The sequence below is a fragment of the Streptomyces sp. NPDC007905 genome (assembly GCF_042959345.1).
Classification (GTDB): Bacteria; Actinomycetota; Actinomycetes; order Streptomycetales; family Streptomycetaceae; genus Streptomyces.
Map to the genome: position 1 here is coordinate 46,397 of NZ_JBIBKS010000003.1, position 22,058 is coordinate 68,454.

General features: G+C 73.5%; 18 protein-coding genes and 1 pseudogene. 5 read left to right on the top strand and 14 right to left on the bottom strand.

What is annotated here, in order from left to right:
* Together ACFZDC_RS06620 and ACFZDC_RS06625 are read right to left on the bottom strand one after the other, a co-directional pair.
* On the bottom strand, positions 1-582 hold the full coding sequence (locus tag ACFZDC_RS06620; protein ID WP_391320806.1) for a 2Fe-2S iron-sulfur cluster-binding protein: 582 nt from the start codon (positions 580-582) through the stop codon (positions 1-3).
* Positions 582-1,475 (bottom strand): FAD binding domain-containing protein, encoded by an 894-nt coding sequence (locus ACFZDC_RS06625; RefSeq protein ID WP_391320808.1) that lies wholly within the window; start codon positions 1,473-1,475, stop codon positions 582-584. Before ACFZDC_RS06625 ends, ACFZDC_RS06620 begins: the two co-directional genes overlap by 1 nt.
* A gap of 343 nt (positions 1,476-1,818) precedes the next feature.
* On the opposite strand from ACFZDC_RS06625, the gene ACFZDC_RS06630 reads away from it, so the two are divergent.
* The 3 genes from ACFZDC_RS06630 to ACFZDC_RS06640 all read left to right on the top strand — a co-directional run bounded on the left by ACFZDC_RS06630 (position 1,819) and on the right by ACFZDC_RS06640 (position 5,104).
* Complete coding sequence (locus ACFZDC_RS06630) at positions 1,819-3,513, top strand: PucR family transcriptional regulator ligand-binding domain-containing protein (protein WP_391320809.1); 1,695 nt, start codon at positions 1,819-1,821, stop codon at positions 3,511-3,513.
* Positions 3,514-3,693: 180 nt separating this feature from the next.
* Complete coding sequence (locus tag ACFZDC_RS06635) at positions 3,694-4,476, top strand: hypothetical protein (RefSeq protein WP_391320811.1); 783 nt, start codon at positions 3,694-3,696, stop codon at positions 4,474-4,476.
* Positions 4,477-4,567: 91 nt separating this feature from the next.
* Positions 4,568-5,104 (top strand): DUF2231 domain-containing protein, encoded by a 537-nt coding sequence (locus tag ACFZDC_RS06640; RefSeq protein WP_391320813.1) that lies wholly within the window; start codon positions 4,568-4,570, stop codon positions 5,102-5,104.
* Positions 5,105-5,161: 57 nt separating this feature from the next.
* Here ACFZDC_RS06640 and ACFZDC_RS06645 read toward each other — a convergent pair whose 3' ends face one another.
* Positions 5,162-5,947 (bottom strand): FCD domain-containing protein, encoded by a 786-nt coding sequence (locus ACFZDC_RS06645; protein ID WP_391320815.1) that lies wholly within the window; start codon positions 5,945-5,947, stop codon positions 5,162-5,164.
* 997 nt (positions 5,948-6,944) lie between these two features.
* Between ACFZDC_RS06645 and ACFZDC_RS06650 the strand changes: the two genes are divergently transcribed.
* Complete coding sequence (locus tag ACFZDC_RS06650; protein ID WP_391320817.1) at positions 6,945-7,988, top strand: DUF2637 domain-containing protein; 1,044 nt, start codon at positions 6,945-6,947, stop codon at positions 7,986-7,988.
* Between the two features lie 141 nt (positions 7,989-8,129).
* On the opposite strand, the gene ACFZDC_RS06655 is transcribed toward ACFZDC_RS06650, so the two are convergent.
* The 3 genes from ACFZDC_RS06655 to ACFZDC_RS06665 all read right to left on the bottom strand — a co-directional run bounded on the left by ACFZDC_RS06655 (position 8,130) and on the right by ACFZDC_RS06665 (position 12,429).
* Positions 8,130-8,579: an ATP-binding protein gene (locus ACFZDC_RS06655; RefSeq protein ID WP_391320819.1), complete on the bottom strand. Its 450-nt coding sequence runs from the start codon at positions 8,577-8,579 to the stop codon at positions 8,130-8,132.
* Positions 8,580-8,907: 328 nt separating this feature from the next.
* Positions 8,908-10,650, bottom strand: a complete 1,743-nt coding sequence (locus ACFZDC_RS06660) for a pyruvate dehydrogenase (protein ID WP_391320821.1) — start codon at positions 10,648-10,650, stop codon at positions 8,908-8,910.
* A gap of 69 nt (positions 10,651-10,719) precedes the next feature.
* A complete protein-coding gene (locus tag ACFZDC_RS06665; RefSeq protein ID WP_391320823.1) occupies positions 10,720-12,429 on the bottom strand; it encodes a protein phosphatase 2C domain-containing protein in 1,710 nt (569 codons plus the stop codon).
* A gap of 371 nt (positions 12,430-12,800) precedes the next feature.
* Here ACFZDC_RS06665 and ACFZDC_RS06670 point away from each other — a divergent pair, with 371 nt between their 5' ends.
* Positions 12,801-12,995 carry a hypothetical protein gene (locus tag ACFZDC_RS06670; RefSeq protein WP_391320825.1) on the top strand — a complete coding sequence of 65 codons (195 nt, stop codon included), beginning with the start codon at positions 12,801-12,803 and terminating at the stop codon, positions 12,993-12,995.
* A 4-nt stretch (positions 12,996-12,999) separates the two neighbouring features.
* Here ACFZDC_RS06670 and ACFZDC_RS06675 read toward each other — a convergent pair whose 3' ends face one another.
* From ACFZDC_RS06675 to ACFZDC_RS06710, 8 genes and pseudogenes are all read right to left on the bottom strand, one after another.
* The gene (locus ACFZDC_RS06675) at positions 13,000-14,262 is read right to left on the bottom strand and encodes a GDSL-type esterase/lipase family protein (RefSeq protein ID WP_391320827.1); all 1,263 of its coding nucleotides are present in this window, start codon (positions 14,260-14,262) and stop codon (positions 13,000-13,002) included.
* A 226-nt stretch (positions 14,263-14,488) separates the two neighbouring features.
* The gene (locus tag ACFZDC_RS06680) at positions 14,489-15,034 is read right to left on the bottom strand and encodes a methylated-DNA--[protein]-cysteine S-methyltransferase (protein WP_391320829.1); all 546 of its coding nucleotides are present in this window, start codon (positions 15,032-15,034) and stop codon (positions 14,489-14,491) included.
* Complete coding sequence (locus ACFZDC_RS06685; RefSeq protein WP_391320831.1) at positions 15,034-16,428, bottom strand: AlkA N-terminal domain-containing protein; 1,395 nt, start codon at positions 16,426-16,428, stop codon at positions 15,034-15,036. Before ACFZDC_RS06685 ends, ACFZDC_RS06680 begins: the two co-directional genes overlap by 1 nt.
* 282 nt (positions 16,429-16,710) lie before the next feature.
* Positions 16,711-17,805 (bottom strand): ribosome small subunit-dependent GTPase A, encoded by a 1,095-nt coding sequence (rsgA, locus tag ACFZDC_RS06690; protein ID WP_391320833.1) that lies wholly within the window; start codon positions 17,803-17,805, stop codon positions 16,711-16,713.
* 251 nt (positions 17,806-18,056) lie between these two features.
* Positions 18,057-19,538, bottom strand: coding sequence for a cellulose binding domain-containing protein (locus ACFZDC_RS06695; protein ID WP_391320835.1), 1,482 nt, complete (start codon positions 19,536-19,538; stop codon positions 18,057-18,059).
* 234 nt (positions 19,539-19,772) lie between these two features.
* Complete coding sequence (locus ACFZDC_RS06700; protein ID WP_391320837.1) at positions 19,773-21,092, bottom strand: radical SAM protein; 1,320 nt, start codon at positions 21,090-21,092, stop codon at positions 19,773-19,775.
* A 57-nt stretch (positions 21,093-21,149) separates the two neighbouring features.
* Complete coding sequence (locus ACFZDC_RS06705; RefSeq protein ID WP_391320839.1) at positions 21,150-21,824, bottom strand: pyridoxamine 5'-phosphate oxidase family protein; 675 nt, start codon at positions 21,822-21,824, stop codon at positions 21,150-21,152.
* 145 nt (positions 21,825-21,969) lie between these two features.
* A pseudogene (locus ACFZDC_RS06710) lies at positions 21,970-22,038 on the bottom strand (hypothetical protein); the annotation flags it as partial.
* Positions 22,039-22,058 lie beyond the last annotated feature (20 nt).

Below are 22,058 nucleotides of genomic sequence, written 5' to 3' on the forward strand. Positions count from 1 at the left end.
TCAGACCCCCTCGGACTGGCGGGCGGCCGCCAGGCGGACCGCGTCCATGATCGTCTCGTAGCCCGTGCAGCGGCACAGGTTGCCCGACAGCGCCTCGCGGATGTCCGCGTCCGTCGGGTTCGGGTTGTTCTCCAGCATCTCGTCGGCGGCGACGAGCAGCCCCGGGGTGCAAAAGCCGCACTGGACGGCGCCGGCGTCGATGAACGCCTGCTGGATCGGGGAGAGTTCAGTGCCCTCGCCGGTGTGCGAGTCGGCGCCCTTGGCCTGCCATCCCTTGGCCTCGTCCAGCGGGGTGCCGCAGGCGCCGGACGCGCAGCCGCCCTCGGCACGCTGCTTGGCGAAGTCCGCGAGGCCCTCCACGGTCACGACCTCGCGGCCCTCGACCTGGCCGGCCGCGACCAGGCAGGAACAGACCGGGACGCCGTCCAGGCGCACGGTGCAGGAGCCGCACTCGCCCTGCTCGCAGGCGTTCTTGGAACCGGGCAGGCCCAGGCGCTCGCGCAGGACGTACAGCAGGGACTCGCCCTCCCAGACGTCGTCGGCCTCCTGCGGGCGTCCGTTGACGGTGAAGTTGACGCGCATTACGCAGCTCCCTCGGATGCGCGGCGGGCGCCGCGGTACGACTCCCAGGTCCAGGTGAGCGTCCGGCGGGCCATCACGCCTACCGCGTGGCGGCGGTAGCTCGCGGTGCCCCGGACGTCGTCGATCGGATTGCAGGCGGCGGAGCACAGGTCCGCGAACTGCTTGGCGACCGACGGGGTGATGATCTTTCCGTTGTCCCAGAAGCCGCCTTCTTCCAGGGCCGCGTTCAGGAAGTCCTCGGCGGCCCTGGCCCGCACCGGGGTCGGGGCGGCGGAGCCGATGCCGGTCCGGACGGTGCGGGTCTCGGGGTGCAGGGCGAGACCGAAGGCGCACACCGCGATGACCATGGCGTTGCGGGTGCCGACCTTGGAGAACTGCTGCGGGCCGTCGGCCTTCTTGATGTGGACGGCGCGGATCAGCTCGTCGGGCTGCAGGGCGTTGCGCTTGACGCCCGTGTAGAACGCGTCGATCGGGATGCGGCGGGTGCCGCGGGCCGCCGACTCCACCTCGACCTCCGCGCCGGCCGCGAGCAGGGCGGGGTGGGCGTCACCGGCGGGCGAGGCCGTGCCGAGGTTGCCGCCGACGCCGCCGCGGTTGCGGATCTGCGGGGAGGCGACCGTGTGCGAGGCGAGCGCGAGACCCGGCAGCTCGGCACGGAGATCCCGCATGATCCTCGTGTATGGGACGGAGGCACCCAGCCGTACGGTGTCCTCGCCGGCCTCCCACTCGCAGAGGTCGCCGACGCGGTTGAGGTCGAGCAGATACTCGGGCCGGCGGTGGTCGAAGTTGATCTCGACCATCACATCGGTGCCACCCGCAATCGGCACAGCGGTGGGGTGCTCGGCCTTCGCGGCGAGCGCCTCCTCCCAGCTGGCGGGGCGAAGGAAGTCCATGACCGGCTCTCTTCTTCGTCTCGTGGGTCGTACAGATTGAGCCAATCCGTGTGCGGCGGCCCCGGCTCGTTCATGTGGTGTTAACGCGGAGTGGACTCAGTACACCGCCCTGTACTCCGGCGGGGTCAGTCACCGAAACCATGAAGGAGTTGGCTGGCCACAGAGGGCATCTTGTAGATTCGTATGAACGGAGGTCATCAGTAACCTCTCCGTTTTCCTGGGGAAACTCGGGAAACAGCCTGACGGCCCCGCCGGACGGTCCGTGCATCCGGGCTCCGGGTCCGTCACCGGTCCCCCACCAAGATTCATCGTAGGTTTCGAGACAAAGAACGGCGGCGACGAGATGCGGCTGCGCGCACTGCTGGACACCGACGCGCTGGGGCTGCGGCTGCTGGGCGGCGAGGACGAGCTGGACCGCTCCGTGCGCGGGGTCATGACCACCGACCTGCGCGACCCGAGCCGCTACCTCTCCGGCGGCGAGCTGGTGCTCACGGGCCTGGCCTGGCGCCGGGACGCCGACGACTCCGAGCCCTTCGTACGGATCCTGGTGCAGGCCGGGGTGGCGGCACTGGCGGCCGGCGAGGCCGAGCTGGGCGATGTCCCGGACGACCTGGTGCTGGCCTGCGCGCGGCACCGGCTGCCGCTGTTCGCGGTGCACGAGTCGGTGGCGTTCGCGACGATCACCGAGCACGTCGTACGGCAGGTGTCCGGTGAGCGGGCCGGGGACCTGGCGGCGGTGGTGGACCGGCACCGTCGGATGATGACCTCGGGCCCGGCGGGCGGCGGCCCTGACGTGGTCCTGGACCTGCTCGGCTCCGATCTGGACCTGCGCGCCTGGGTGCTCTCGCCCGCCGGCCGCCTGATCGCGGGCTCGAAGGTCGCGGGCCCCGCGCTGCCCCCGGAGACCTGCGCCAAGCTCGCCGCGGAGTACCTGGCCGCCGCCCGCACGGGCCGCCGCGGACCGCACCGCGCCCTGCTCGGCGGGACGACGTACTCCCTCTTCCCGATCCGCTCCTCCGGGCGTTCCCCGCAGGCCGCCCGCGACGTGCGCGAGACGGTCCTGTCGGACTGGCTGCTGGCCGTCGAGGCGGACGCCGGGGACTGGCCGGAGGAGCGTCTGGACCTGCTCCAGGGCGTCACGCAGCTGATCTCCGTCGAGCGGGACCGCCGCGACGCGGCGCGCACGGTGCGCCGCCGGCTCGCGCAGGAGGTGCTGGAACTGGTGCAGACGGGCGCGCCGCCCGCCGAGATCGCCGCCCGCCTGCGGGTGGCGGCGCCGGTGCTGCTGCCCGGGCTCGGCGCGGCCCCGCACTGGCAGGTCGTCGTGGCCCGGGTCGAATGGCAGCAGACGGGGGACGGGTCCGCGGGTCCCTCGGTCGAGGGCGGCCCGGTCGCCCAGTCGCTGCTGGAGGAGGTCCTGGTCGACCCGCTGGCCACAGGACCGGAGCCCTCGGACCGCATCGCCGTCGCACACACCGGGGACGAGGCGATCGCCCTGGTCCCGCTCCCGGCGGTCTCCTTGGAGCACGACGGCTCGGAGACCGGCCTGCTCGCCGACGCGCTGCTGCAGACGGTGCGGGAGCCGCTCTCGGCGGGTCTGAACGACGACGGGCGGCTCACCCTCGGCGTCAGTGCGGCCGTGCACTCGCCGGAGGGGCTGCGCGGTGCCCTGGAGGAGGCCCGGCACGCCCGCCGGGTCGCCGCCGCCCGCCCCGGCCGGGTCTGCGCGGCCGGCCACCAGGAGCTGGCCTCGCACGTCCTGCTGCTCCCGTTCGTCCCGGACGACGTACGCCGCGCCTTCACGGCACGCCTGCTGGACCCGCTGAAGGACTACGACCGCCGCCATCGCGCGGAGCTGATACCGACCCTGGAGGCGTTCCTCGACTGCGACGGCTCCTGGACCCGCTGCGCCACCCGGCTCCACCTGCACGTCAACACGCTGCGCTACCGGGTCGGCCGTATCGAGCAGTTGACGGGACGGGACCTGTCGCGCCTGGAGGACAAGCTGGACTTCTTCCTGGCGCTGCGCATGAGCTGAGGCCGTACGGGCCTGGGGCGGCCGAGCCGAGGTCGCACGGGTGCGGGGCGGCCGCCCCAAGTCACGCCAATGCCCCACGACTTTGTGAAATCTTTCACCCACCCCCTTGGCCCGGCCGGGCATTGGTGCTGGAATGCCGCCACCACTCAACAGCTCGACGGCGTGCTCGGGGAGGGCAACGTGGCGCATTCCGCCATGTCTGGTAACGGAACGACCCTTGGTGACGATCCTCTCCAGATCGCGGTATGGCGGCTGCGCTCGCGGGCCTGCTGGGCGGACGCGGCGGCCCTGCTGCCGCCGGACACCCCGGCCTCGGCCCTCCAGCGGGCGGCGCTGCTGGTCGAGCGGTGCCTGTACACCGAGCGGGGCTGGGAGGAGGCGGAGGACGCCCTGCGCACGGCCGAGGCGCTGGCGCACACCGACGACGAGCGGGGGGCGGCCGCCTGCGAGCGCGGCCAACTGGCCTACGCGGCCACGCTGCACGGGGTCCGCGACCGGGCGGACGAGGCGCGGGCGGCGCTGGGGCGGGCGGCGGCGCTGATCCCCCCGGGGGCCGCGGGGAGGGCGCTGCTGGACTTCCGCAGAGGCCTGCTGGCCGAGAACCTCGCCCGCTCCCCGCAGGCGGCCCGCGCGGCCTACCGCCGGGCCCACGCGGGCGCCACGGCGCACGCCGACCCGCTGCTGCTCTCCTTCACCTGGCGCCATCTCGCCGGACTCGCCCTGCGGGACGGCGAGCTGGCGGACGCGCGGCACGGCTTCGCCGAATCGCTCCGCATCCGTGAGGAGTTGGGCTACCTGGTCGGTACGGCCCCGGCGCTGGCCTCCCTGGCGGACGCGGAGTCAGAGCCGGAGGCGTCGCGGCTGCGGGAGGAGGCCCGGCGGCTGTTCCGGCTGCTGGGAGGCGTACCGACCTGGCTGGCCCGGCAGCTGGCCTCGCCGACACCGGGGGCGGCCACGGCGTAGGGCCCACCGCCTGAGGGGTGTGTGCTCAGAAGGAACTGAGAGAATCCTGTGCCAGGCTGGCGCGCCCCGAGCCCCCTCAGGAGTGCTACCGATGAGTCTGGTCAACGGCCTGCCGGCCCATGTCCTGCTGGTTCACGTCGTCGTCGTACTGATACCGCTGACCGCGCTGGCCCTGGTGGCCGGCGCGGTGTGGCCGCGGGCCGCCCGCCGGCTGGGCGTGCTGCTGCCTTCGCTCGCCCTCGTCGCCTTGCTCAGCGTGCCCCTGACCACCCAGGCCGGCGAGTGGCTGGAAAGGCACGTCGACGACGACGCCCTGGTACGGCGGCACACGGAGCTGGGTGACGGGCTGCTGCCCTGGGCGCTGGGCCTGTTCGTCCTGGCGGCGGTCGTGTGGTGGGCGGCACGCGGTACGACGGAGCGCGGTACGACGGACGGGCTGCGGGGCGGCGGCGCGGCACGGGCCACCTGGCCGGCCTCGCTGCCGGTACGGGTCGTGGTGGCGGTCCTGTCGCTGGCCGTGGCGGCCGGAGCGGTCGTGGACGTGTACCGGATCGGCGACTCCGGCGCGAAGGCCGCCTGGCACGACAGCTTCTCGAAGAGCGCGCACGGCTCGCAGGACGGTTCCTGACCGTGATGGACCGGGGTGGGCGCGGCCCGGTCGGCGGGCCCCCGCCCACCCCAGCGGTCAGGCCGCGCCCGTGAAGTGCTCCCCGACGAGTCCGCGCACGGCGTCCAGATCCCGCGCGACCAGTGCTTCCAGCAGTGCCGTGTGTTCCGCCGCGTCCGCCACCAGGTCCGCTCGGCGCTGCCGGACCGGGCCGCCGACCAGCGGCCACTGGGCCCGCCGGTGCAGATCGTCCGCTATCTGCACGAGCTGCTCGTTGCCCGCGAGGGACAGTACCGCCCGGTGGAAGGCCCGGTCGGACTCCGCGTACGTCGCGGGGCAGCCGCAGGAGGCGGCGCGCACTGTCTCCTCCGCCAGCGGACGCAGTGCGGCCCATCGCTCGGCGGGCACGGTGCGGGCGAGCCGCAGCATCACCGGCACCTCGATCAGGGCCCGCACCTCGGCCAGCTCGGCCAGCTGCCGTGCCCCCCGCTCGACAACCCGGAAGCCCCGGTTGGGCACGACCTCCACGGCGCCCTCCAGCGCGAGCTGCTGCATGGCCTCCCGCACCGGTGTGGCCGACACCCCGAAGCGGTCGCCGAGGACGGGCGCCGAGTAGACCTCGCCGGGCTTCAGCTCGCCCGCCACCAGCGCCGTACGCAGTGCGTCCAGGACCTGCCCGCGCACCGAGGAGCGCTGCACGAGCCGCGGCTGCGGGATCGGCGGCTCACCATGCGTGTGCTCGCCCCGCACGCCCGGCAGGGCGGCTGCGGGGTCCCGCTCCCGGGCCACGTCGGCCGCGCGCTGCTGCGCCGGAACCCGGGCGTCGCCCCGTGTCCCGGCGGAGTCCTGCACGCCCTGCTTCACGCGGTCCTCCTCCGGGCTGTCGGCACTTAGGGGTCATTAACGGCGGGTTGTTACTTGTCCGTCAAGCACCTTAGGCGCACAAGGCGACAGTTCAAATTTCCTGACAGATGGGCAAGGTTTGCCTTACCTGTGCACGCTGCCCGCGATCAAGGCTCGGGATCCTTCCTCGCCCGGGACGGGGCGCAGAGTCTGCGGGCCTACGGGCGGCGGGCCCATCGGTAGTCGTCGCGAGTTTCAGCCTGCACCGCTACGCCCGGCCGGCCTGCCCGCCGATCACCGCCCGGTGGTTCCCGCACCGCCGGGTCCCGCGGCCGCCCGTGACGCAGGTCTCGTACGACAGCACCGTCCGACCGTATGGTCGTGCCTCCCGCCTCCTACGCCTTTCGGGCGACCCGGCGGCCGTACGGCCGTGCGTCAGGCCTCGTACGCCTGCCGGGCGACCCGGCGGCCGCGCTGCCCGACGCCGCCGTCGGGCTGCGGCTGCGGCTACGGCTACGGCTACGGCTACGGCGACTACGTCGGCTCGGCCGCGTTGCGTGTGCCGTCCGGGCCGGACCGCGAGCCGCTGCCCACCCGGGACCGGGCCGGCTGCTGCGCGTCTCCACCGTGCGGCCGGAGGACACCCGCACCATCAGCCCGCGCACGCCTACGATGCCGGCCGCATCGCCAAACCCACGGTCGGCGTGGCCGCCTGAGGCACCCTCAGGTCGGCAGCAGGCACCGGGGTCCACTAGGATCACCGCGACCGGACCGCCCGCTTCCGAACAGGTATTCACAAGTTCCCCACCTGTCTCGGGAACTTTCCGAGGAACCATCCGTACGGGTAGTCTTATTCGAACTCAACTCCCGCCCCTCATGCGGCAGTTCGAGCAGAACGCCGCCCTGGGCATCCCCTTGCACCTTCTTGGCGGCCTCTTGCCCCGAAACCCCCTGAGGGCCGTCGGGAGTGGGCCACTATGGCGGGCGTTAGGCCCTATCCCAATGCAAGGGACCCCTGATGAGACTGACCGAGATATCGCTGAACTGGCTGCTTCCGGGCGCCGTACTGCTCCTGGGCATGCTGGCGGCGGTGGCGGTGCTCGCGCGCGGCAAGCGTTCCTCCGGGGAGAACGCGAGCGCGGACGACTCGTGGGAGCGCAGCGAGGAGCGCCGCAGGCGCAAGGAGGCCATTTACGGCACGGCCTCCTATGTACTCCTGTTCTGCTGTGCGGCGGTGGCGGCCGCACTGTCCTTCCACGGCCTGGTCGGCTTCGGCGAACAGAACCTCGGACTGACCGACGGCTGGCAGTACCTCGTGCCGTTCGGTCTGGACGGCGCGGCGATGTTCTGCTCCGTCCTCGCGGTGCGTGAGGCCAGCCACGGTGACGCGGCCCTCGGCTCCCGGATACTCGTGTGGATGTTCGCCGCGGCGGCGGCCTGGTTCAACTGGGTGCACGCGCCAAGGGGCGCCGGGCACGACGGCGCGCCGCAGTTCTTCTCCGGCATGTCCCTGTCGGCGGCCGTGCTCTTCGACCGCGCGTTGAAGCAGACCCGCCGGGCCGCCCTGCGCGAGCAGGGTCTGGTGCCGCGCCCCCTGCCGCAGATCCGCATCGTTCGCTGGCTGCGAGCTCCCCGTGAGACCTACGGCGCTTGGTCGCTGATGCTTCTGGAGGGCGTACGCAGCCTGGACGAGGCCGTCGAGGAGGTCCGCGACGACAAGCGGCAGAAGGAGCAGGAGCGGCAGCGTCGGCGCGACCAGCAGCGGGTGGAGCGTGCCCAGCTCAAGGCGATCAGCCGGGGCCACCGCGGCTTCGTCGGCCGCAGCGGCGGCCGGCAGGTCGAGGTGCAGCCGATGGAGCGCGGCCCCGCGCAGGCAACCGCGGAGCCTGCCATATCCGCGCCGGAACAGCTGCCCGTACGCTCTCGGCCCTCCCTTCAGCCGGTCCGCAAGGGCTCTGAGCCGGTCACTGTCGACCTCACCGCGGAGGACGACACGATGGCCCTGCCGCGTCTGGACTCCCTGGAGCGCAAACTGAAGGACCTCGAGCAGCAGTTCGGCTAGCACTCGGCTCGCATCGGAACGGGGGCGTGACCACGCGGGTCCGCCCCCGCCCCGTTTCCGCTCTCGAGTCCGGTCCGCCTCACGGCGCCGGACTCGCGCCGGTCACGCAACCGCCTCCGGCGCCCTTGCCGCCGGTCCGCCTCACGCGACCTCGGTGGCGAGCTCGAACCACACCGACTTGCCCACCCCGTGCGACCGCACCCCCCAGGCATCCGCGAGGGACTGCACCAGCACCAGCCCCCGCCCATGAGTGTCCTCACCCAAGTCCGGCGCACGCAGCCGCGGCCTGCGAGCCACGAAGTCCCGGACCTCCACGCGCAGTCCGCGCGGTGAGACGACGGCGGTCAGGACGGCGTCGTCGTCGGTGTGCACGATCGCGTTGGTGACGAGTTCGCTGGTGAGCAGTTCGGCTATGTCCGAGCGGCCGGGTTTGCCCCAGTGCCGCAGCAGTTCGCGCAGTTCCCGGCGGGCCTCGGGCACCGCCCTGAGGTCCGCCCGTCCCAGCCTGCGCCTGAGCTGGGACGGGTGTGCCCGGTCCGTGATGGTGTCGGTCTCTTCCCCCGCCTTCGCCGAGGAGGCCCCGATGGCCACGGGACCGCCCCCTCGTGCCTGCCTTTTCATGACCCCCGCCCGCACGCTGCTTGGCCCTGCCCTCCTGGTCGAACATGTCCACGGGGAACCATGCCCAGCGAGACCACGGGCAGTCATGGGGGCTCGCGGACGTCCCTCTGTTCGGCCACGGCCACCCGCCCCCACGGTCGGCCCCCGGACACCGTCCTGCCGGTGCCCCGCCCGGCAGGGCCGCCGTACAGCGCCCCTGGCGCCCCAGCACGGACGGGCGAGGGCGTGGCGCACCGGCCGCAGACGTACCGTCACACCGCGTAAAAGTGGCCGGAAAACACCGTTGTCCGGCCGCTGTTCAGGGCCTGGGGACGTTGCGCAGGTTGGAGCGGGCCATCTGGAGCATGCGGCCGACCCCGCCGTCCAGCACGATCTTCGACGCGGACAGGGCGAACCCGGTGACCATCTCGGCGCTGATCTTCGGCGGAATCGACAGGGCGTTGGGGTCGGTGACGATGTCCACCAGGGCCGGCCCCTTGTGCCTGAAGGCGTCCCTCAGCGCCCCGGCGAGCTGCTTGGGCTTCTCCACCCGCACCCCGTAGGCCCCGCAGGCCCGGGCGACGGCGGCGAAGTCGGGGTTGGTGTTGGCGGTGCCGTAGGAGGGCAGGCCCGCGACCAGCATCTCCAACTCGACCATGCCGAGGGAGGAGTTGTTGAACAGCACGACCTTGACCGGCAGGTCGTACTGGACCAGCGTGAGGAAGTCGCCCATCAGCATGGAGAAGCCGCCGTCGCCGGACATGGAGACGACCTGCCGGCGCCGGTCGGTGAACTGGGCGCCGATCGCCATGGGCAGCGCGTTCGCCATGGAGCCGTGCGAGAAGGAACCGATGACCCGGCGGCGGCCGTTGGGCGAGATGTAGCGGGCGGCCCATACGTTGCACATGCCGGTGTCGACAGTGAAGACCGCCTCGTCGTCGGCGACTTCGTCCAGTACCGCGGCGACGTACTCGGGGTGGATCGGGATGTGCTTGTCGACCTTCCGCGTGTACGCACTGACCACGCCCTCCAGCGCGTCGGCGTGCTTCTTCAGCATCCTGTCGAGGAAGCGCCGGTTGGTCTTCTCCTTCACCCGCGGGATCAGACAGCGCAGGGTCTCGCGGACGTCGCCCCACACGGCGAGGTCCAGCCGGGAACGGCGGCCGAGGACCTCGGGCCGTACGTCGACCTGGGCGATGCGCACGTCGTCCGGCAGGAAGGCGTTGTACGGGAAGTCGGTGCCGAGCAGGATCAGCAGGTCGCACTCGTGGGTGGCCTCGTAGGCGGCGCCATAGCCGAGCAGCCCGCTCATACCGACGTCGTACGGATTGTCGTACTGGATCCACTCCTTGCCGCGCAGGGCGTGCCCCACGGGCGACTTGATCAGCTCCGCGAACCGCATGACCTCGGTGTGCGCCCCGGCCGTGCCGCTGCCGCAGAACAGCGTGACCTTGCCGGCCGCGTCGATCATCTCCACCAGCTTGTCGATCTCTGCGTCGCTGGGCCGGACGGTGGGCCGGGAGGTGACCAGGGCGCTCGCGGGGGCCTTGTCCGGGGCGGGTTCGGCGGCGATGTCGCCGGGCAGGGAGACCACGCTCACCCCGCGCCGGCCGACCGCGTGCTGGATGGCGGTCTGCAGCAGCCGGGGCATCTGCTTGGAGCTGGAGATCAGCTCGCTGTAGTGGCTGCACTCCTGGAAGAGCCGGTCCGGGTGGGTCTCCTGGAAGTAGCCGAGGCCGATCTCGCTGGAGGGGATGTGCGAGGCGAGGGCGAGCACCGGGGCCATGGAGCGGTGGGCGTCGTACAGGCCGTTGATGAGGTGCAGGTTGCCCGGGCCGCAGGAACCCGCGCAGGCGGCCAGCTGCCCGGTGATCTGGGCCTCGGCGCCGGCCGCAAAGGCGGCGGTCTCCTCGTGCCGTACGTGGATCCAGTCGATGGCGGCGTTGCGGCGGACGGCGTCGACGACCGGGTTGAGGCTGTCGCCGACGACACCGTACAGGCGGCGCACTCCCGCGCGGACAAGGATGTCGACGAACTGTTCGGCGACGTTCTGTTTGGCCATGGCTGTCGTCTGCCCCTTCGCTGTCCCGGGATTCGCCCCTCCCGTTCCATCAATCCACAGGGGCCGCGGTTACGCCTCCCAGACGGCTGCCGCCGTGCGGTCGTCCGCGTAGCCCTTCACCCGTACCTGCACGTCCGCGAGGAACGCGGCGAGGCCGGGCGGGGTGCGGCCGGACCAGCGCCGGGCCAGGTAGGCGCAGAGCGCCGGTTCGCCGCGCAGCGGTTCGGCGAGCCCCTCGGTGCCCATCACGAGCACGTCACCCGGACGGGCTACCGAGGCGCGGAACCGGAAGGGTTCGCGGGGCGGTTCCGGGGCCGGCTCGTACGGGCTCGGCGGGGTCGGGATGCCGAGGTCCATGGTGAGCCGGTCGCCCTCGGGGGTCTCGGCGGGCGGGGAGCCGAAGCCGAGGACGGGTTCACCGGTGGTGTCGGCGGGCGAGACGTGCGGCTCGATGTCCTGCCACTCGCCGTCCCGCAGCCGGAACAGGCCCCCTCCACCGACGCCGAAGAACACGCGGGTGCGGCAGTCGGGGTCGGCGGGCAGCAGCAGGCAGCGCAGGCTCGCCGTGTACTCGTCGGGGTCCAGGTCCTGCTCGACGGCACTGGCGCGCAGCTTGCCGACACTGCGGTCGGTCAGGCGGTGCAGTCCCGACTTCAGGTCGCCGCGCCGGGCGGCCCGGAGGTCCTCGACCAGCCTTTGGTGACTGCGGCCCACGGCCCGCCCGATCAACTGGCACGCCTCGGCCGCCGCCAGGTGCGCAGAGGGCGTGGCCCGCGCGCCGGTCGCCATCGCGACGAGCACCAGGGCCTGCTCACCCGTCCCGAACCGCGCGGTGAGCAGCGAGTCCCGTCGCGGCTCCCCGCGGTAGCGCGCCGAGTCCCCGCGCAATGACACGGCCCGCAGCGTGCAGGCCCCGTACCGGGCGCCGTCCAGCGCGGTGTCGGCGACCAGTTCACCCAGGTCGTCGGGGTCGGCGGCGGGGAGGGCAGTGGGCTCGGGGTCGTAGGTGGGGGGTCCGGAGCCCACGTACTCGAGGGAGGAGGGGGGTGGGGGCGGCAGGGGTGGGGCGGACGGGTCCGCGGAGGGGACCGCCGGACGGGGGCCTGCCGCGGACGGGGAGGCCGGCGGCTCGGGCCCGGAGGAGCCGGCCGACGCGCGCACCGCCTCCATCCGGTCCCCGGCCCCGCCCTCGACGGGCGGGAAGGTCACCGGTGTCCCGGGCTCGGCGGGCGGGGGTTCCCAGGGGGCCCGGCGAGCAGGTGGCGTGTCCTGAGCGGCGGGAGGCACCGGCGGAGCGGCCGAGGCGGAAGGAGGCATCGAACCGGCGGGCGCGACCGGCGCGCTGGAAACGGTCGGACCCGTGGGACCGGCCGGCGCGCTGGAAAGGGGCGGCCCCGTGGGACCGGCCGGCGCCGCCGGACCGGCGGTAGCCGGGGGCGTACCCGCCGGCGCCGGAGGCGTACCCGCTGGTGCCGGGGGCGTACCCGGTGGCGCCGGGGTGCGCTGCGCCGGTACCACGCGCTCCCCGGGCGGGCGCTCCGGCGCCGGCCCCAGGGGTGGTTCGGGGGGCGGCGGCTGGGCCGGCTCGTGCGGCGACGGGCCCCCGGTGTCCCGCCGTGCTCCCCCCGGCCGTCCCGCCACCGCGTTCTTCGCCGAGGTGAAGCGGTCGTCCAGGGAGTCGGGCGCTGCCGTGGGGCCCGTGTCCTCGGTGGAGTCGTCGTACAGCTGCCTCCACCAGTCGTCCTCGTGACGGGTGGGCCTACCCCCCTGCTGGCTCATGCCGCCAATTGTCCACCGCACGGGCCGTATGAAAACGGGGCATCGGGAAAATCCCGCGCGCCCGACCGCCTCGAACGGCGTGTCGAGGGACAGCCCGAACTGCCGTACGTCAGCCGGTGGAAGGCCGCCGGGCGGTCCCACCCCCCACGGGAGGGCCGCCCGGCGACATCGGAAGTGACCCGGCCCCGCTCCCCTTCGTGCACTCGCGCACGTCCGGGCCCGGGTCACCGTCACACACCGACCGGGGCGCCCGAGGCGCCGGTCGAACGGCCGGATGGTGGCCTGGATTCCTTGGACGCGGCTGTGAGCCCGGCGTACGGTCGCCCGCCCTTCGGCGGTGCCACCTTGGCAGAGTCACCTCCGGTACGGCGATGATGGGCGGCAGCGGGTTTGCGCCGTGGCCGGCCGGGATCCACCCGCGCGAGCGGCCGCGGCTCGGTGGGTACGGCGAGGCGGTGGACGCGCTGCGCACGACGATGCGGGCGGGTGGCTCCGGCGTCCTCGCCGGACTGTTCGCGCGTCCGCTGATCGCGGGGGCGTGGCTGGGGGCGGTGCCGTGGGGCTGAGCGGTCAGCGGGCGAGCGGGGCGAGGGCTGCCGGGCCGGCCGGGCGGCGCTCCATGGCCTGGCCGACGGCGTCGGCGACCGCGCGCAGGCCCGCGTCGTTGAAGTGCAGGTGGTCGCCGTGGTCGTAGCCGGGCAGGAGGCGCTGGAGGTCCGCGGGGTCGCGCAGGACGGCGTCGGCGTCGGCGACCGCGTCGAAGACGCCGCCGGTGCGGATGAACCCGTTGACCTGCTGGCGCACCGCCTCGCGGGACGCGTTGAAGAAGCGGTGGCCGCGGTACGGGGTGAGGGTGACGCCGATGACCCGGATGCCGCGGGCGTGGGCGCGGGCGACGAGCGTGCGGTACGCGTCCGCGAGGGCGGCGGGGTCGTCCACCTCCGGGGTGCCGTTGATGTCGTTGATGCCCTCGAACACGACCAGGACCCGCACGCCCGCCCGGTCCAGGGCGTCGGCGCCCAGGCGGGCGAGGCCGCTCGGTCCGGTGCCGTCGCGCAGCAGGCGGTTGCCGGTGATCCCGGCGTTCAGGACGCCGAGCCGGCTCGCGCGCAGGTGTTCGGCGAGCCGGTCGGGCCAGCGGTGGTTGGCGTCGGGGGTGGCGCCCAAGCCGTCGGTGAGCGAGTCGCCGAAGGCGACGACGCTGCCGGTGGCGGTGCCGCGGACGTCGACGCCGGTGACGTAGTACCAGTGGCCGGTGGCCGTCGTGTACGCGGAGCCGTCCTCGTCGTCCGCCCGGCTGGCGCCGGCGGGGGCCACGTAGCTGGTCTGCACGGCTTGGCTGTGGAAGGTGGCCGGGCCGTTGTCGTCCGGGGTGAAGACGGTGACCAGCAGGTCGGCGCCGGCCGGTACGGACAGCGAGACCGGATCGGTGAGCAGGTCATGGCCCGGCGCGACGGTGGCGGTGGGGGCGCCGCGGAAGGTGGCGGTGCGCAGGGTACCGGGCGCGGCAACCGGTCCGGCGGCCCCCCGCAGCGCGACGGTGACCGCACCGAGCCGCAGGGGCGCGGTGCCGAGCCGGTTGCTGAGCCGGACCCGCACGGCGCTGCCGCCGACGCTGAGGTGGACGACGTTGCGGATCGCGGCGCCGGGCAGCGCGGGTGCGGTACCGGAGGGGGCGGTCTCCCACGTACCGGTCCAGGCGCCGGAGCGTGGGGCGGGTGCGGTGAAGTGCGGCACTCCCGCCTGGGGGCCGGCCGCCGCGGCGGCTCGCGCCGTCGCGCCCGGCAGCATCGCGAGCAGGAGTGCCGCGATGACCCGTACGGTCTTGCCCATGTGTGCGCCCGCCTTCCGTGGCTCGTCGGAGGCGACCGTGCCACACGGCCGCCGCGCCACGGCGGAGCGCCACTACGGTTCACCCGCTCGGCCCAGGGGGGCGCAGGGCAGGGGGTCTTGGGCCTGTCGTCAACGGCCTGTCGTCAACGGCCTGTCGTCAAGGGCCTGTCGTCAAGGGCCTGTCGTCCGGCTCGCGTGCGTTGGGGTCGCCGCCCGCGACGGCGCTTCAGCGCGGAGGTGATCCGCGTCCGTCCGCGCCGGGTGCACGGCTGGGGGCCGGAGGAGAGCCGGGTCCAACGCCCTCCAGGGTCAGCAGCTGGATCTTCCGGTCGAGCCCGCCGGCGTACCCGGTCAGCGAGCCGTCCGCTCCGATCACCCGGTGGCAGGGGCGCACGATGAGCAGCGGATTTGCGCCGATCGCGCCGCCGACGGCGCGGACGGCGGCGCGCGGTGCGCCGATGCGTGCGGCGATCTGGCCGTAGGTCGCGGTGGCGCCGTACGGCACGGAGTCGAGCGCGGCCCACACCCGCTCCCGGAACTCGGTGCCGTGGGTGCGCAACGGCAGCCGGAACTGCTGGAGTTCGCCGGCGAAGTACGCGGCGAGCTGGTCCTCGGCCTGCCGGAAGGGCCCACGATCGTGCCGCCGGCCGTCCTGGACGGCCCGTGCGCCCTTCTGCCCCGGCACGGACAGCGAGGTGAGGGCGCCGTCCGGGTCGGCGGTGAGCAGCAGCCGTCCGACCGGGCTGTCCAGCGTCCAGTGGATCGTCTCCATCAGCCCCTCCACTCCCCCGCGACCCGCAGGTGCTGGACGGCGTACGACCGCCAGGGCCGCCAGGTGTCGGGGACGTCGGCGCCGGGAGGGGCCACGTCGGGGTCGCCGAGGGCGCGGACGCGGACGGCGGCGGCGACGGCCGGGTCCATGCCGGGCAGGGCGAGCAGGGCCTCCTGGGCGTCGTCCCGGTCGGCGCCCGGGTCCAGCCGTACGGTGCCGTCGGCGAGGGCGGCGGCGAGCGCGCCGAGGGGGCCGTCGGGCTCGGCCTCGGCGAGGGCGGCGGGCTCCGGGAAGAGGTGCGTGAGGCTGCCGCAGGGGGTGTCGAGGGCTTTGCCGTACCGGCGGACCAGCTCCTGCGCTCCGGGCACCCCCACCAGAGCCCGTACCGCGGGCTCCAGCGGGTCGACGGCGCCGGGCGAACGCAGTCCGGGCCGGGCGGCGACCAGCGGGGCGAGCCCCGGGTCGGCGGCGAGCCGCTCGTCCACCGCGTACGGGTCGGCGTCGAGGTCGAACAGCCGTCGCAGCCGCTGTACGGCGGTGGTCAGGTCCCGCGGGTCGGTGAGGCGCAGCCGCGCGTCGAGCCAGCCGCCCGGACGCGTGCCGCCGCCCGCCTGCGGGCCCTGGGCGCGCTCCTCGACGGCGGCGAGCGCGGTGCCGTACGGCAGCCGCAGCGTGCGCCGGTAGGTACGACCGCCGGGGGCGCCGCTCATCTCCTCGACGCCGGGTACGGCCTCCCGTGCCAGCTGGTCGAAGAGGGCGGCGGCCTGGTATGGGCCCCGGTACGCGAGCCGGATCGGGATGCCTGCCCCGGGCGTGGCCCGGCGGGCGCCCCTGCCCCGGGGTGCGGCGGCCCGTAGCTCGGTCGGAGTCGCGTCGTACACCTCGCGGACGGTGTCGTTGAACTGCCGCACGCTGGCGAACCCGGACGCGAACGCGATCTCGGTGATCGGCAGGTCGGTGGTCTGCAGCAACACCCGGGCGGTGTGCGCCCGCTGGGCGCGGGCCAGCGCCACGGGGCCGGCGCCGAGTTCGGCGGTGAGCTGCCGCTGCACCTGCCGGGCGCTGTAGCCGAGCCGGGAGGCGAGTCCGGCGACGCCCTCGCGGTCCACGACGCCGTCGGCGATCAGGCGCACGGCCCGGCCGACGGCGTCCGCGCGGACGTTCCACTCGGCGGACCCCGGCACGGCGTCCGGCCGGCACCGCCGACAGGCCCGGAAGCCGGAGCCCTGCGCGGCGGCGGCCGTCGGGAAGAACCGCACGTTCCGCCGCTTCGGCGTCACCGCCGGACAGCTGGGCCGGCAGTAGATCCCGGTCGTCTCGACGGCGAAGAAGAACGCCCCGTCGAACCGCCCGTCCCGGCTGCGTACCGCTTCGTACCTGGTGTCCTCGTCCATCACGTGTTCCATTGTCGGCCCCGGACGGAGGGGCGCACTGGCGGGAATCGGACGTGCAGCTCGGCCGCGGCCGGCGGGCGGAGCCATGCCCCTGGGAGTGTCTTCCGGATCGTGTCGGCGACGCGGTCGGCCGGACAGGCACCGTTCCTGTCCGGCCGACCTGATCCAGAGGACACCCCCAGGCCCGTCCGGCGGATCATGCCGGAAACGCGGGGCACGGCACACCCACCCGTACGGACAGGACACCGTTGCCTGGAGCCGGCCTCGTCCGCCGGGCAGGCCCTAGCTCCAGCGGCCCCGCTTGGCCTCCATCGCCGCCTTGCCTTGGGCGCCCTTCCGCTTCCAGTCCTTCCTGATCTCGGACCGGAGCCGGGCGTCCGTCTTGGCGACGATCCACTGGTTCTCCCGCATCAGCTTGCGGTAGCTCTCCAGCCGGCGGACCGGAAGCTCCCCGCTGTCCACGGCGGAGCGCACCGCGCAGCCGGGCTCGCTCTCGTGCGCGCAGTCGTGGAAGCGGCACCGCTGGGCCAGTTCCTCGATCTCGGAGAACACCTGCCCGACCCCGCTCTCGGCGTCGAACAGGCCGACGCCCCGCAGCCCGGGGGTGTCGATGAGCACGCCCCCCGAGGGCAGGGGCAGCAGGTTGCGGGTGGTCGTGGTGTGCCGGCCCTTGCCGTCGACGTCCCGGGCGGCCCGTACGTCCATGACGTCCTCGCCGACGAGCGCGTTGGCGAGGGTGGACTTGCCCGCGCCGGACTGCCCGAGCAGCACGGACGTGCCCGAGCCGACGAGGGCGACGAGCACGTCGAGGCCGTCGCCGTGCAGGGCGCTGACGGTGAGCACGGGCACGCCGGGCGCGGTCGTCCCGACGTCCTGGACGAGGTGGGCCAGGGTCACCGGGTCCGGCACGAGGTCGGCCTTGGTGAGCACGACCACGGGCTGTGCGCCGGACTCCCACGCCAGGGCGAGGAACCGTTCGACGCGCCCGAGGTCGAGTTCGACGGCGAGGGACACGGCGACGACGGCGTGGTCGACGTTGGCCGCGAGGATCTGCCCCTCGGACCGCTTGGAGGAGGTGGAGCGCACGAAGGCGGTGCGGCGCGGCAGATACGCGCGCACGTAGCGGGGGTTGCCGCCTGGTTCGACGGCGACCCAGTCGCCGGTGCATACGACCCGCAGGGGGTCGTGCGGGGTGACGAAGGCGGTGTCGGCACGCAGCACACCGCGTGGGGTGACCACGTCGCACTGGCCGCGGTCGACCCGGACCACCCGTCCGGGCAGCAGTCCTTCGGCCTCGTACGGGGTGAACGCGTCGGCCCAGGCGTCGTCCCAGCCGTAGGGAGCCAGCGCGGAGTGAACAGCGGAGCTGGAAGTCAAGGGAGACCCTTCACAAGGGTGGCCCCGGCGCGCGCGTACGGCGCCGGTCGTCAGCCGGTGGCCACGGAGGTGGACTTGAGGAGTTCCTGGATGAGGGCAGCGCCCAGCACAGTGACAGCCATTCGGTCGACACCTCCTCGCTCCGCTCGTCGGTACGTACGCCACCTCGGCGTGCGCGATCACTCTAGCCCGCCGTCGGCGCCCCGCGTCAACGCGTTTTCCGGGCGCCGGGCACGGCGGTGGGGTTCCCGTCAGTTCACCGCGCAGGCGGTGCCGTTGAGGGTGAACGCGTACGGCGGCCGGTTCTTCCCCTGCCAGGACGCCAGGAACCCGAACGTCAACGTGCCGCGCGCGGGTACCGACTTGTTGTAGTCGGCCGCGGTGGCCGTGACGCGGGAGCCGTTCTGGTGGACGGTCGCGTCCCACATCTGGCGCACCTGCTGGCCGTCGCGGAAGCTCCAGGCGACCTGCCAGCCCGCGAGGGCCTTGCCCGGGGTGACGGTGACGGTGGCCTGGAAGCCGTCGGGCCACTGGCTGTCCAGGGTGTAGGCGACCCGGCAGGTGGGGGCGGGGGCGGGGTTGCGGCTCGGGCCGCCGCTGGTGGTGGAGGAGGAGGAGGTGCCCTGGGGTTCGGGGTCGGGATTCTTCCGGTCGGACTTGGCTCGCGTGGCGGGCGCGGACGGGGTGGTGGAGGCCGGGCCGGAAGCGGAAGGAGCCGGGTGTGTGGTGCGGGAGGTGGCGGGGTCGGCGACCGGCTGACGGTCGTCGCGGGCGGCGGCCGTGTCGTCGCCCGAGTCGTCGAACGGCATCATGGACACGCCGAGGGCCAGCGCCGACAGCAGGACAGCGGCGGCGAGCAGGCCGTTGCGCAGGACGCGGCTGCGGCCCGCGTGCTCCTTCGGGTCGCCGCCGTCGGTGCCGGCCGCGGGCGGGCGGCCCACCCCGAGACGGACCTCGGCGGCGCGGCGCCGGCGCTCCAGATAGGCGAGGCCGCCCCAGCCGACGACCCCGCCGGCCAGCGCGGCGGGCAGGCCGCCGCCGTGCAGCCGCAGACAGGCAGCGGCCTCGGCGCACTGCACGCAGGTGGCGAGGTGCCGGGAGAGGTCGTCCGGTGTGTCGGCGGCCGGCGAGCGGGTGACCGCGTCCAGCAGGCGGGCATAGCTGCGGCACTGCGCGTCCATCGGGGTGTCGAGATGCGCACGGTGGCAGCGGTCCCGGAACAGCGAGCGGACGTGGTCGAGTTCCTCGGCGACCGTGGCCGGGTCGAGGCCGAGCCGACGGGCCACGGTCGGCAGGGGCAGTGCCTCCACCTCGGCGAGCCACAGCAGCGAGGCGTCCGCCTCCTGCATGTCCCGCAGTCCGCGCAGGGCGACCGGGCGCTGCAGCGGCGGACCGGTGTAGCGGGCGGCCTTGCCGGAGTGGAGCCACAGTCTCAGCTCGGGATCCAGCTTGTGCCCCTGGCCGTCGGCCTCCCAGCCGGCGGCCGTGTTGCGTACGGCGGTCAGCAGCTCCGGGATCATCGGCAGCCGGCCGGCCCGGCGGCCGGTGCCGCGCGCGGGCACCGTCCCGGCGGCGCGCACCTCGCGCATGCCGCGGGTGAACGCCTCGGTCGCCAGCTGATGAGCCGTCAGGGACCCGGAGGTGCACAGGTCCGCGTACGAGAGCACCGCGTCCCAGCACTCCGAGAACAAGGCGGCCTCGGTGGCGTCCTGGGGGGTCGGCAGGTCGGGCATGGGACTCCTGCATCCACGAGCGAGGTCAACTCACCATAGGAGAAATGGAGTTGGAGGGAACCTCGCGGCGGCAGGAGCCTTTCACGTCTCCGACACAACTGACAAGCGGCCTATTCAAATCCGGTGACCGTCAGATCGCGTGACGTGACCGTTCCGCCGGGCCCACAACTCCCTCCCCTGATACGTGTGCGAGCGCCGTCCGACTCACCCTCCGGGTTCCTCTTCCGGGACGGATCACACCTCCGCCGGTTCCGCGGCGGGCAGGCTGTCCATGAAGGAGCTGACGGAGAACACCGCGCGGCCGGGTCCGGGCGGGCCGTACCCGGGGGGTGAGGAGAGCCCGAAGTCGTCCATCGTGGCGCGGTAGGCCTCCAGGAGCCGGATGTGGTACTCCAGCGGCGCGCCCTGCGGGTTGGCCTTGCCGAGCGGGGTGGTGGGCTCCGGGCACCAGGTGGTGAAGCGTGGCGTGATGCCGTGGGACATGAAGAAGCGCAGGCCCTCGGTGGTGGAGGCGATGGCCTCGTCGACGGTGGTGAAGCCGAACGGTTCGGCCATCTCCACGCCCGCCACGAAGTTGGGGATGACGTTGCGTGCCCCGAACACCTCGGTGGAGTCGAGGATGCGCCGGTGCCACTCGTCCCGGCCGACGTACCGCTCCTTGCCGGGGCAGTACAGCTCGAAGAGCCGGCGGTCCCACACCTCGAAGTTGGGGTGGTAGATCTGCACGCCGTAGTCCTTGAACCGCTGCACGTCCGCCTTGGGCAGCGCCTGCGCCACGACCTTGCCGATCCAGCGGCCCGGGAAGCGCTCCTCGATGGCCTTGGCGTAGTGGCCGTAGAAGTCGGCCTCGTCCCGTCCCGCGACCGTCTTGGTGATCGCGCCGCCGGTGAGGGTGTAGGCGGTGGACGCCTTCTGGGTGTCGTACCGGTCGATGATCTCGAGGGCCTCGAGCACCTCCTCGACGTCCTTCACACCCGTGTACGGCCGCCCGGCCGCCTTGTGCTGGCGCCAGTTGTGGTTGATGTCGCAGTACTGGCACTCCTCCTTGGCGCCGAAGTACTGGCAGACCCGGAAGACGGTCAGGTAGATCAGGTAGCCCCACTGGATGGTGGGGGCCACCTCCATGACGGACTTCCCGCTGGAGAGCGTGTGCCGGTAGTACTCGGGCATCGGAGGCACACCGACGTCGGCGATCCGCCCGCCGTCGAGGTACAGCCCGAGCAGTCCCTCGTCGTCGGCGGCGACCCGGTACGGCGACGCCGGGTTCACCCGTACGGAGACCACCGTACGGCGCAGGTCGTACGGGCCGCCGGTGAGGACGATCTCCTCCGGGGGCCGGCGCAGGGCGGCCTCGCCCAGCTCGGGCAGGGTGCCGTGGTCGAAGGAGAAGATGAAGTACGACTTCGGCTTGACCTCGCCGCTCTCGTTGTCGCTGAGGGCCGACGTGTCGAAGGCGACGCCGCCCCGGAGCAGGTCCTCCTTGAAGACGGCCTCCCGTGGCACATGCGGGAAACGCTCCATCAGATCCTCGACCAGCGCGGTGCGACTGCCCATCCGTAATCTCCTCCCGGCTCAGGCGTTCGCCTCTCACCGTATGCCCCCGTCCTGGCGTCAGCCGTGCCGGGTCCCCGCACGCCGCGCGATGTGTCCCGGTACGGGGGTGTCGGCCGGCAGCGCCGGATCCGCCACGGGCTCGCCCCAGAGGGAGGTCAGCGGCAGGACCCCGGCCCACAGGCCGAGTTCCGCGTCGGGCCCGTCGCCGTCCTCGGGGGCGCCGGTGCGGATCTTGACCGAGGCCTCCCGGAGGGAGACGGCGAGGAGGGCGGTGGCGGCGAGTTCCCTGCGGTTCGGGCGGCGGGCGTACGACCACTGCCCCGGTGCGGAGTGCTCGGTGAGCCGGCGCAGCCCCTCCAGCTTCTCCTCGGGGTCGGTGACCTTGCGGGCGTCGCCGTGGATCATGGCGCTGCGGTAGTTCACGCCGTGCTCGAAGACGGACCGGGCGAGCACCAGCCCGTCGACGTGCGTGACGGTGACACAGACCGGGAGATCACCGGCGAGGCTGCGGCCGGCCACGGCCCCGTGCAGATACAGCCACCGCTCGTCCCGTCCGTACACCGTGGGCACGACGACCGGCCGCCCCTCGATCACCACGCCCAGATGGCAGACGAACCCGGCGTCGAGGATCGCCTCCAGCTCGGCCCGCTCCAGGCTGCCCTGCTCGCGCAGGCGACGGTGGCGGGTGCGGTCGGTGACGGGGAGCAGGGAAGGGAGGGGTTTCGAGCTCACGGCTCCGAACGGTACCGATATCGCATACACAAGGCCAGATATCTCGCGATTACGGCACCGACCTGCTCCAGAAACAACGAAATCCGTAGCAACGGAGATGGTGCCGTCGAGGATCAGCGCCGGGTCGGGGGCCAGGCCGAGGAGCTCATGGGCGCGGGTGGCCGCGGCCACGTAGGTGCCGCCCCAGCACCCGGGAGACGGTCGACGCGGAGACGCCGGCGCGCGCGGCGACGT

What these genes read in the sequence shown, in the direction of transcription:
- ACFZDC_RS06620 (WP_391320806.1), bottom strand. Translation starts at nt 582, where the DNA reads ATGCGCGTCAACTTCACCGTCAACGGACGCCCGCAGGAGGCCGACGAC.
- ACFZDC_RS06625 (WP_391320808.1), bottom strand. Translation starts at nt 1,475, where the DNA reads ATGGACTTCCTTCGCCCCGCCAGCTGGGAGGAGGCGCTCGCCGCGAAG.
- ACFZDC_RS06630 (WP_391320809.1), top strand. Translation starts at nt 1,819, where the DNA reads ATGCGGCTGCGCGCACTGCTGGACACCGACGCGCTGGGGCTGCGGCTG.
- ACFZDC_RS06640 (WP_391320813.1), top strand. Translation starts at nt 4,568, where the DNA reads ATGAGTCTGGTCAACGGCCTGCCGGCCCATGTCCTGCTGGTTCACGTC.
- ACFZDC_RS06650 (WP_391320817.1), top strand. Translation starts at nt 6,945, where the DNA reads ATGAGACTGACCGAGATATCGCTGAACTGGCTGCTTCCGGGCGCCGTA.
- ACFZDC_RS06660 (WP_391320821.1), bottom strand. Translation starts at nt 10,650, where the DNA reads ATGGCCAAACAGAACGTCGCCGAACAGTTCGTCGACATCCTTGTCCGC.
- ACFZDC_RS06665 (WP_391320823.1), bottom strand. Translation starts at nt 12,429, where the DNA reads ATGAGCCAGCAGGGGGGTAGGCCCACCCGTCACGAGGACGACTGGTGG.
- ACFZDC_RS06670 (WP_391320825.1), top strand. Translation starts at nt 12,801, where the DNA reads ATGATGGGCGGCAGCGGGTTTGCGCCGTGGCCGGCCGGGATCCACCCG.
- ACFZDC_RS06675 (WP_391320827.1), bottom strand. Translation starts at nt 14,262, where the DNA reads ATGGGCAAGACCGTACGGGTCATCGCGGCACTCCTGCTCGCGATGCTG.
- ACFZDC_RS06680 (WP_391320829.1), bottom strand. Translation starts at nt 15,034, where the DNA reads ATGGAGACGATCCACTGGACGCTGGACAGCCCGGTCGGACGGCTGCTG.
- ACFZDC_RS06685 (WP_391320831.1), bottom strand. Translation starts at nt 16,428, where the DNA reads ATGGACGAGGACACCAGGTACGAAGCGGTACGCAGCCGGGACGGGCGG.
- ACFZDC_RS06695 (WP_391320835.1), bottom strand. Translation starts at nt 19,538, where the DNA reads ATGCCCGACCTGCCGACCCCCCAGGACGCCACCGAGGCCGCCTTGTTC.
- ACFZDC_RS06700 (WP_391320837.1), bottom strand. Translation starts at nt 21,092, where the DNA reads ATGGGCAGTCGCACCGCGCTGGTCGAGGATCTGATGGAGCGTTTCCCG.